Origin of the sequence: Piscibacillus halophilus (genome assembly GCF_900110685.1) — a bacterium.
Lineage (GTDB): Bacteria > Bacillota > Bacilli > Bacillales > Alkalibacillaceae > Piscibacillus > Piscibacillus halophilus.
Genome location: NZ_FOES01000032.1, coordinates 21395 through 31538, shown reverse-complemented (window position 1 = coordinate 31538; position 10144 = coordinate 21395). Strand labels below are relative to the sequence as shown.

The 10144-nt window shown below is 39.6% G+C and carries 11 protein-coding genes; all 11 read right to left on the bottom strand.

All coding sequences use genetic code 11. From position 1 onward, the window contains the following. Window positions 1–97: 97 nt before the first annotated feature. The 11 genes from BMY57_RS12195 to BMY57_RS12145 all read right to left on the bottom strand — a co-directional run bounded on the left by BMY57_RS12195 (window position 98) and on the right by BMY57_RS12145 (window position 10129). Window positions 98–535 (bottom strand): GNAT family N-acetyltransferase, encoded by a 438-nt coding sequence (locus BMY57_RS12195; protein WP_091774710.1) that lies wholly within the window; start codon window positions 533–535, stop codon window positions 98–100. Between the two features lie 16 nt (window positions 536–551). Continuing rightward, window positions 552–1142 (bottom strand): GNAT family N-acetyltransferase, encoded by a 591-nt coding sequence (locus tag BMY57_RS12190; protein WP_091774703.1) that lies wholly within the window; start codon window positions 1140–1142, stop codon window positions 552–554. A 10-nt stretch (window positions 1143–1152) separates the two neighbouring features. Beyond that, the gene (locus tag BMY57_RS12185; protein WP_369678860.1) at window positions 1153–1830 is read right to left on the bottom strand and encodes an HAD family hydrolase; all 678 of its coding nucleotides are present in this window, start codon (window positions 1828–1830) and stop codon (window positions 1153–1155) included. 118 nt (window positions 1831–1948) lie between these two features. Beyond that, window positions 1949–3001 carry an LLM class flavin-dependent oxidoreductase gene (locus tag BMY57_RS12180; RefSeq protein ID WP_091774701.1) on the bottom strand — a complete coding sequence of 351 codons (1053 nt, stop codon included), beginning with the start codon at window positions 2999–3001 and terminating at the stop codon, window positions 1949–1951. 23 nt (window positions 3002–3024) lie between these two features. Further along, complete coding sequence (locus tag BMY57_RS12175) at window positions 3025–3960, bottom strand: ATP-grasp domain-containing protein (RefSeq protein WP_091774699.1); 936 nt, start codon at window positions 3958–3960, stop codon at window positions 3025–3027. A gap of 160 nt (window positions 3961–4120) precedes the next feature. Then, window positions 4121–4333, bottom strand: a complete 213-nt coding sequence (locus BMY57_RS12170) for a hypothetical protein (RefSeq protein WP_091774697.1) — start codon at window positions 4331–4333, stop codon at window positions 4121–4123. Window positions 4334–4453: 120 nt separating this feature from the next. Beyond that, complete coding sequence (locus tag BMY57_RS12165) at window positions 4454–5248, bottom strand: ABC transporter ATP-binding protein (protein ID WP_091774695.1); 795 nt, start codon at window positions 5246–5248, stop codon at window positions 4454–4456. Then, the gene (locus tag BMY57_RS12160; RefSeq protein WP_091774693.1) at window positions 5241–6233 is read right to left on the bottom strand and encodes an ABC transporter permease; all 993 of its coding nucleotides are present in this window, start codon (window positions 6231–6233) and stop codon (window positions 5241–5243) included. The genes BMY57_RS12165 and BMY57_RS12160 overlap by 8 nt, the downstream gene beginning before the upstream one ends. 65 nt (window positions 6234–6298) lie before the next feature. Beyond that, window positions 6299–7288, bottom strand: a complete 990-nt coding sequence (locus tag BMY57_RS12155) for an ABC transporter substrate-binding protein (RefSeq protein WP_091774691.1) — start codon at window positions 7286–7288, stop codon at window positions 6299–6301. 180 nt (window positions 7289–7468) lie between these two features. Continuing rightward, window positions 7469–8926, bottom strand: coding sequence for a dihydrolipoyl dehydrogenase (gene lpdA, locus BMY57_RS12150; RefSeq protein ID WP_091774689.1), 1458 nt, complete (start codon window positions 8924–8926; stop codon window positions 7469–7471). After that, window positions 8927–10129: a dihydrolipoamide acetyltransferase family protein gene (locus BMY57_RS12145; protein WP_091774687.1), complete on the bottom strand. Its 1203-nt coding sequence runs from the start codon at window positions 10127–10129 to the stop codon at window positions 8927–8929. Window positions 10130–10144 lie beyond the last annotated feature (15 nt).

Here is a 10144-nt window from a genome sequence, read left to right as displayed (position 1 = left end):
TTATCGAATGAAGAACAGAACTTCCATTTTTGAGGAAGAAAGTGTACAAAATTAATTAGCAAAAAGTGTTCAATTTTACTTGACGGTCACAACATATTTATTTCAAATTGTTTTTAAACACAAAGCTCACTTTGTCATAATTCATTTTATTTTCATAGAAACGGTGTGCCTCATGACGTTGTAATCCTGAAGATAAAGCAACACTTTCATAATGATTTTCTTTTGCCCACTCATGAACAAATGATAGTAGTTTCTCACCATAGCCTTTTGAGCGTTTATTAGAGTCCGTGACTAAATCACACACCCAAACAAACCTGCCGTAATATAGAGTTGTCATAGGTTTAAAACCAATGACTGCGACTATTTCGTTTTGATCTATTAACGCAAACATTTTATATCGGTCTTTCTCCTGTGCCTCTTGTACTAAATCAAGATAGGTGGCTTCATCAAGATGAGTACGCAACTGATTCATGATGGGGAATGCTTCTAGAATTTCATCTTGTGATTGAAGTTCTTTAATTGGATATGTGTTCATTAGTATCAGTCCTTTTTTAATTACTAATTCGTTTTTCATAACAATGACATTCATGAACTCTATTAAACTTGGATATAACTTCATCCATTTGATCCCCTGTGTAGTGAGCAAATGCTTGCAGCACTTTAAGGTTTGAATCTTGAGCTTTTATCGATGAATCGACTTCTTCTTTTCCTTCCAGATAAACGTGTAAATAAGTGTAGACCTTTTCAAAATCGTTACGAGCATACCAATGATTGACCCATTCATCATCTCGGGTCCATGCTTCAAGGTATTCGATCCCTTTTTCTCTACAAATGGATTCTGCCTTTTCTAATAGCTTGGATCCTATACCTTTTCTTTGAACATCTGGGTGTGTGGCAATATGCCAAATCATCCCACCAAGTCCTCGACCTCTTGTACAGACTGTTTTTTCCTTTTCCTCGTATTCAATATCTAGCAAACCGACAACTTTTCCATCATCTATAGCCACGAGTTCAATCGCCGGGTTCTCATAAGTCTCTTTTTTATTTAACACATTATCAAAATACGCCGTATCTAAGAATGATAGTGTTCGACAACGAACCCAGCCAACTTCGTCACTAGATTTAAAAGCTCTGATTTCCATTCGTCTCCTCCTATCCCTTATTCAATTCCTCAAGAACAGATAATAAATCCTGCAAGTTTTCTATGATGTATTCTGCTTTTGTATTTTTCCAATAATCATCTCGCTTCCATACGCTAATCATGCCAATATTTTGAGCTCCTTGAATATCTTTTTCAGGATGATCCCCAACAAACAGGCTTTTATTCGATTGTACGTTTAATTGATGTAAGGCTTTTTGAAAAATCTTGGGGTCTGGTTTTTTCATACCTTCCCATTCTGAAATAAGAATCGTATCAAAGTATTCTTTAATTCCTAAGACTTCAACGTTATCCATCTGAAACTGTCCTTTTCCGTTTGAAATCAATCCTAACCTAAGATTCTTATTATGTAAGCCTTCTAACACACTATGCAGGTTGGGAAAAGGAATACAATGATGTTTAAATTGAGTCCTATAATCTTGAAGTAATGCTTCACAAGTTAAGTTTGTATTCTTAAACTCTTTCACTAATGTTTGATAAACTTTTTCTTTCGAGACATAGCCTCTAGTATCTAGTTCTATAAACCTTCTAATATATGTGTCTTTTGGAATATGATTTAACCTTTCGTGATAACGTTGATACTGGTTATCTATGAATTGGATGACGGATTGGTCCCGATCTAACAATGTACCATCTAAATCAAATATAACTGCCTTAATTATGTTAATCACTCCCCCATTGATCAATTTGTTTGATCGAGGTCACTCCTATTTTTGTGCTATTATTTTCCAACTTTATTCTAACATACAAAAAACACGTGAATTCATGGTTTGAATTCACGTGTACATGTTAATTTTGTTGATATTGTTTACGATATTTTTCAACGAGTGGCATGACTTGTTTTGAGAAGCGTTCCATTTCTTCGTATTGTGGAGAACATTGTAAAAGTAGAAGATCTAAGCCTTGTTCTTCATATTCCAAAATACGTTTAGCGATTTGGTCAGGTGTTCCAATGAGGTTGGGTCTTAATCCTCTGTTCGATACCGAGTAATCTTGAAGTGAGATCTTTTTCTCTAATTCGGATTTGGTTGTGAAATCCTTCATGCCGGCGTATCCATCCGATTCTTTAACGTCTGTGATTCGCTCTAATTCGGCTAGAGCTTCTTCTTCTGTGTCGCGGCAGATGACATAGGCAGCCATTCCAAACGATTTGAAAGGCTCACGTCCTAGCTTATCTCTTCTAGACTTCATGTCGTTGATTTTCTCACCAATTTCCTCTACTGTTCCACCATGCATTACGTAGGCATCACAGTTTTCACTAATTAAAGCTTTGCCGTGATTACTTTCGCCACCTGCATAGAGAATTGGATTTGGTTTTTGAACAGGTTTTGGAGACAATTGAGCATTTTGAACATGATAAAATTTCCCGTCATATGAAAAGCTTTCTTCAGTCCACATCCCTTTTAGGACATCGAGGAATTCCCCTGTTCGGTTATAACGATCCTCATGAGCTGTAAATTCGCCATTGTATTGAATTGCCTCTTCTTGCCACCAGCCGGAGACGATGTTCAAGGTAAAGCGTCCATTACTAATGTGGTCAATGTTAGCTGCCATTTTAGCTGTGACAGCAGGGTTATGGTAAATCGGCCGTACAGCTACCATGATTTCAATTTTTTCGGTGACGGCAGCGAGCGCTGCTGCGGTTGACCATGCTTCTAGGGAATCTGCTTTTGTTCCTTTAATGTCATTAAGGTAAAGTTCTGCAATTAAGGTTGTATCGTAACCCCATTGTTCTGCTGCTTGAATAACCTTCTTGGCATAATCAAATGTTGGAGGCATTTGTTCATCTTCTACGTTGCGTAACCATCCTCCGAAAATCGGTAACCAGAATCCGTATCTCATTGTCATCCCCCTATCGAAATCTATTAAACCAATGTTTTTTCGAGTTTATTAGCTAACGCTCTTGCTACTTCTTTCATGCCATATAGTTGAACTTTACTTTCTGCATCGGCATTGTAGTTCGTGTTCGTGTTAATGTCGTAAGTGTACAGTTGCCCTTGTTCGTCTCGAATGAATTCTATTCCGGCAAAGTTAATGTTATGTGCTTTTAGGAATGATTCATACTGATCAATAATGGGATCTTTAAAATCTGGGATAATTTTAAATTTTTCTTTTGTATTTTCTGTTGTTAAGCAGAAGTTATCATCAATGGTACAAGCATCTGCTGGGCATAGCTCGAATCCTTCTGATGTATCCACTCGAACAGCATAAAGGAATTGGCCATCAACGAATTCACATCTTGTAATCGTAGAATCCTCTGATTGAATATATTGCTGTAATAACGTCACGCCATCAATTGGTTCTTCGAATTCCGAGCTGTTGACGTATGCCTCTAGCGCCTCGACACTATGGAATAATTGAACGCCTAATCCTTTTCCTGCACGGTTGTGCTTCGTAATAAAAGGTTTATCCATTTTTTCAGCAGCTTGAATTAAGCTTTCTTTTCCAACGGTTACGACTGTTTTAGGCGTTTTAATCCCGTGGCTTTCAAGCGCACTATATTGTCTAGCTTTATTGACTTCAAGGTCTAGCGCGTGGCTTCCATTAAGCACGGTGCGACCATGACCTTCTAACCAAGATAAAACTGCCATCGTTAATTCTGGGGCATAACGGTGGCCTCTAGAATGAGATGAAGCACTCATACGATTGTAGAAAATACCTTTTGGTGGCTCTTCAGAAAGGTCGACATTTCCTTCATTTATAAACCAGTCTTCGTATGGTACATTGAGCTCTTCAAGTGCATCAATTAGTGGTTTCGTCCATTCATCATTTTCGTGAATGACGTATATTTTTTCACTCATCTTGTTCCTCCTCACAATTCATTTAATTCCGATATGATTACTAGTATATAAAATATTTCGTCATTTTGAAATGAATTAAACTTGAGAATTTTTTTATTTCATTAAAAACGGGCTTATGCACTGTCTTTGAGTGGGCTTATAATGGCTTCAAACAGAGGACTCAATACACTTGTAGTGATATGTTTTGGTTTGTATAAGACCAAACAGTGTTCTTAATTTTAAGGTTTTCTTCAAACTTCTCAATCCAGATCTGTTTGGCATTGAGTAGAGCTATTAATTGTGGTGAGTTCAAATTGACTTCTTCGAGCTTCTCATCATTTTGCGAAATAAAAACCACTTTCACTGATTCCTCTGACTGTAAAGCAGCATTCATCTAACCCCTCCCTTTTGTTTAATGTTAAAAACGGATTTCTTCTACAATAATTTAATTTCAAAATGACTTATACGTAACGTAGACCTAGAAAAAGCTCGCCGAAGATGGCGAGCTAATCTTTTACCCTAATACAGCACGATCACTCTCGATTTGCTTACCACGAATGCGCTGGAATTCGTCGAGTAAATTTTTGATCGTTAGATTTTGTTTTTCTTCTCCTTTGATATCAAAAATGATTTGGCCTTTATCCATCATGAACAGGCGGTCACCGAGATCTAGAGCCTGTTGCATATTATGGGTAACCATCATCGTTGTGAGACCGAACTTGGCGACGACATCTTTTGTAATTTTAGTGATGAGTTCTGCTCTAGATGGATCTAGTGCAGCCGTATGCTCATCTAATAACAAAATATATGGTTCGGTGAAGGTTGCCATCAGTAATGATAAAGCTTGACGCTCACCACCAGATAGAAAACCAACTTTAGCGTTCAATCGGTCTTCTAGGCCAAGGTTTAACGTCTCTAGATATTCTCTAAAATGATCCTTTCGCTTTTTGTTAACCCCTGGCACAAGTTTTCGTTTTTTATCACGCGCGTAGGCCATGGCTAAGTTTTCTTCTATCGTCATGGATGGTGCCGTACCGGCCATAGGGTCTTGGAATACACGTCCAATCATCTTTGAGCGTTTATACTCAGGTAAGTGAACAACGTTTTGGTCATTGATATAAACATCTCCAACATCTGGAATAAGGCTTCCGGAGATGACATTCATAAGGGTTGATTTTCCTGCTCCGTTACTACCGATCACTGTGACGAATTCACCTTTTTCAAGTTCCAGGTTAATTCGTTGTAAGGCTTTCTTTTCATCAGGTGTATTTTCGTTAAACGTCATGGACACATCTTCAATTTTAAGCACTGGCCTCACGCTCCTTTTGTTCGACTAGGGCGGCACGTTTTGCCAATCGACGTTTTTTCTCTCTTCGGGCTTGTAAAACTTTTGGTGTTACAAGTGCAGCGATGACTAAGACTGCGGTAATGAGTTTCAAGTCGCTCGATTCTAGGAAGTCGACTCGTAAAGCAAGCGTAACCACTATCCGATAAACAATCGCTCCTAAAATGACAGCCAGTGTCACTCTAGTAATCGTCTTTTTACCGAATAAGGCTTCGCCAATAATGACCGAGGCTAAGCCAATCACAATCATACCAATTCCCATATTTAGGTTCGCAAACCCACCAAGCTGTCCAACCAATGCTCCGGATAATGCGACTAGCGCGTTAGATAAACCGATTCCTACAATGATTAAGAAGTTCGTATTTGCTGATAAACTACGAATCATCTTTTGGTTATCGCCTGTTGCACGAATGGCTAGGCCGATTTCTGTTTTCAAAAAATAGTCGAGTAAAAATTTGATTACGACTGTTAGAACGGTCATCACAATGAAAATTCCCCAGGTCGTTGGAACTCGGTCAGCTCCTAAGGCTTGTAGTACAGCATTTAGACCTGTATCAATACCTGTTGAAGCCCATGCGGATTGGATCTGACTGATTAATGTCGATTCATTTAGTAAGGAGACAGTTGGTTGTCCCATAAAACGTAGATTAATAGAATAAAGAGCAATCATCATTAAAATTCCGGCTAAAAGTGCGTTAATTTTCCCCGCAGTATGAAGGAGACCCGTGAGACAGCCGGCAATAAATCCAGCTAATGCTCCAATCAAAGTTGCAATCACTGGTGAAGTTCCGTTTACAATTAGTATTGCTGAAATACCTGCTCCGGTAACAAAGCTTCCATCAACGGTTAGATCTGGGAAGTCTAATACTCGGAAGGATAAATAAACACCTAGTGCCATAATGGCATATATAACCCCTGACTCAACTGCACCAAATAATGCGATTAACATGACGTCCTCCTTTTCGGTCTATGTATATCAGTAAAGCAGGCCTCAGCCTGCTTTACATATTATACTTATTCTTCCGCTTCAATGAACTGAGCATCTTCATCCCACTCGTCGTTCCATTCGACTCCTTGTTCATCAGCTGCTTCTTTGTTTATGAAGAGTTGAATTTCAGGTGGATATTCTGGCACAATTTCACTTGGTGATTGTTCTCCACTTAAAATGTCTGCTGCCATTTCACCCGCTCTATAACCAATTGTATGGTAATCGATTCCGAACGTAGCAAAACCACCTTTTGTTAAGGAGTCCGGTTCCCCTGTAATTAGTGGAATATCTTGTTCATTCGCTACCCCTACAACACTATCTAACGCTTCTACGACTGTGTTATCTGTTACAATGAAGAAAACATCAATTTCGCTAACTAGCGATTGAGCTGCTTGTTGGACTTCAGAAGCATTCGCAACGTTACGTTCCACAAGTGTTAAGCTTGTTCCTTCAGCCGCTTCTTTAACCACATCAATTTGTGAGACAGAGTTTGGCTCACCAGCGTTATAGATTAACCCAACACTTGAACCTTCAAAGTATTGATCAATAAACTCAACTGTGGTGCTAATCGCATCTGGGTGCAGGTCAGATACTCCCGTAATATTTTCACCCGCTTCGTCCATTGATGGAACTAAACCTGCATCAACAGGGTCTGTAACAGATGTATATACGATTGGAATCTCACTAGTTGCATTCAACGCACCAAGTGCACTTGGTGTTGAATTCGCAAAAATTAAGTCAACATTATCAGCAACAAACCCGTCTGAAATGGTCTTAACATTGTTTTGATCATTTTGAGCACTACTGAAATCATATTCAACATCCAGACCAGCGTCTTCTAACGCATCTTGAAAACCTTCATAAGCTCTGTCTAGTGACGGGTGCTCTACAATTTGAGTCGCCCCTACTAGGTATGATTCACCATCACCTGAACCGGAATCATCACCTTCTCCACATGCGGCAAGCAGTCCCATTCCAATGACTGCCACCCCTAACAATTGAAACATTTTTCTCATTCAACGCTTCCCCCTCATTTTAAAAATGCACTCCTCTAGTTCGACACACTCAAGTTGTTTAATATAAGATGATTCGATACTCCTAGTCAAAACTCCTTTCACTATCTTTTAATTTTAATTGCACGAGTTCGAAATAACATAGAGTCGTGATATTAAATGTTTTACCATTTTCGCTTATGCCTACCTGATCTTTACTGTAAGACTGTCAGACGTATGAGGCTTCTTTTTTGAATCAATTTGGTGAATCGAATGACCTGTTAGAGCTTCTACTGCCTCAAGCAAGCCTTCATTCATACTTGGATGCGCGTAGTTTGGAAAGTGGACGTCTTCTTCTTTGGCTGCCATTTCCAGCAGCTGGACAAAGCTACTAGATAATTCTATGGCGCCAGATCCAATCATATGAATGCCTAAAATAATTTCAGTTTTAGCGTCACTAACCACTTTGATTAGGCCTTCCTTTTGGCCTGATAACATTGCGAATCCATTAGCTTTTAATGAAAATTCACCAATTTGATACTCAAGACCATGCTCTTTCGCCACAGTTTCGGTTAAACCGACGGATGCGATTGGAGGAGTCGTATGAATAATAGTTGGTAAGAACGTTAGGTCAGCTTCAGGGTTGCCCCCTGCTATAGCTTCAGCTGCCACTTTCCCCTGTTTAATAGCCTTAACGGCAAGCGCAGGCCCTTCCGCAGTTACGTCTCCAATCGCATAAATATTAGGATTCGAGGTTTGTGCATGATTATTCACGACGATATAACCGTCTTCTATCTGATCAACACCAAATCGTGCAAGGCCTAATTCCTCCACATTAGGCTTACGCATACCACTCGTGTATAAATGCGTTCCTTCAATCAAGCGTTCTTTACCTTGATCATCGGTGAACTCAAGCTGCACTTGGTCATCTGTTTCTTCAATTGATAATCCATTTACCCCTTTAATAACTTTAATCTTTTTCTTCTTAAACACGCGCATTAATTCTTTTTCTATCGATGGATCAAGTGTGAGGGCGTCCGGTAAAATCAATGTCACCTGACTACCAAACGACTGATAATCTATCGCGACCTCGAGTGAAATATCGTCGCTTCCATATACGATTAAATGATTGGGTAATTCTTTTAACCTAAATATGTCATGCGATAAAACAACACGCTCGTAGTTATGAGAAAAACTTTTAGGTAAAGTGGCTGTGCACCCCGTTGCGATGATCGCTTTTTTAAATTGATAGATATCAAACTGATGCCCATTTTCAACACCCATTTTGTTATCACTAGTGAACGTCGCCTTGCCTTGGATTACTTCGACTTGATTCCCTTGGCATAACGACTCTACTCCTTTTCGTAATTGCTCGGTCACGTTAGATTTATAAGTTAATAGCTGATCGAGATTCAACTTTGGGGATTCCATATCAAAACCTAGCTGCTTCATGTGAGGAATCTCGGATTGCTTGCGGGCGGCATATGCCCAAACCTTAGATGGAATGCATCCTTGGTTCAAACAGATACCCCCGAGCTGATCCTTTTCTATTAAGGTTACGTTCAAACCTAGTTGTGCCGCTCGAATAGCTGCTGTATAACCGCCAGGGCCACCTCCGATAATGACTAGATCTCTCTCTTCAATCATTTCACCGACAACCATTTATATCATCTCCAGCATGAGTTTGCTCGGGTTCTCTATTAAACTAATGAATCGGTTCGTAAAAGCGACAGCTGTTGCTCCGTCAGCCACTCGATGATCAAATGACATAGATAGATTCATCATCTGGCCGATCACGATTTCATCTTGATCATTAATAACTGGACGTTTTTTCGTTTTATGAAACGCAATGAGAGCTGTTTCTGGGTAGTTAATGATTGGTGTCGCACCCGTACTGCCAAGCGGTCCGACATTACTCATTGTGAAAGTACCATTTTTCATATGTTTCGGTTCCAGTTTTCTCTCCTTTGCTTTTTGAGTGAGGTCTTTAATGTCTTTATGCAGCTGTTGGATTGATTTTCGGTCAGCTCCGTGAATAACAGGCACCATTAGCCCATCTTCCGTGTCTGTTGCCAGACCAATATTGTATTCTTTTTTCAATTTAATCGTTTCTTGTGTCTCATCGAGCTCTGCATTGAATACTGGGAAGCCTTTTAAAGCGAAGACTAATGCTTTCATAAAAAAGGCAGGAACAGAAACCGAGATGCCGTCAGCTTTCAATTCTTCGCGAAGTTCCATTAAACGAGTAAGTTCAACTTCATCAAAATGAGTGACGTGAGGAATGGTATATAATGACTGGGTCATTTTCTGAGCGATTTGTTTTCGAATGCCCCGGAATGGAATCTCATCTGAGTTTGATTGAGGAGGTTCTACTTCTAATGTCTCTTCAATGACTGGCTCATGAGATTGGTTAATATATTGATAGATATCCTCTTCTGTCACGCGCCCTGATGGATCTGACGCAGGGACCTGTTCTATATCAATCCCGTGATCACGAGCTATTTTTCGAGTATATGGTGTCGCTAACACTCTATTAACCTTCGTAGTTATTCGTTTATTTGTTAACTCTTTAGTTACTGTTTGAGCGGGTTGTTCTTCCGGCTGATCTTCCCTATGCGATTTGTCTGCACCTTCTCCTTCAATTAATAAAAGCGTTGTACCAACCTGAACCGTCTCGCCTATCGGAATGAGGATTTCTTTTATCTGACCTGTGCCTGGTGAAGGAAGTTCAGCAACCATTTTGTCGGTCTGTACTTCGACTAATGGCTGATCGGTTTTCACCATATCGCCTTCTTTAACGTAATAGTGAACGATTTCACCTTCCGTCATGCCTTCACCAATATCATGTAATTTAACTTCTATCATCATAGCGTCCTCCCT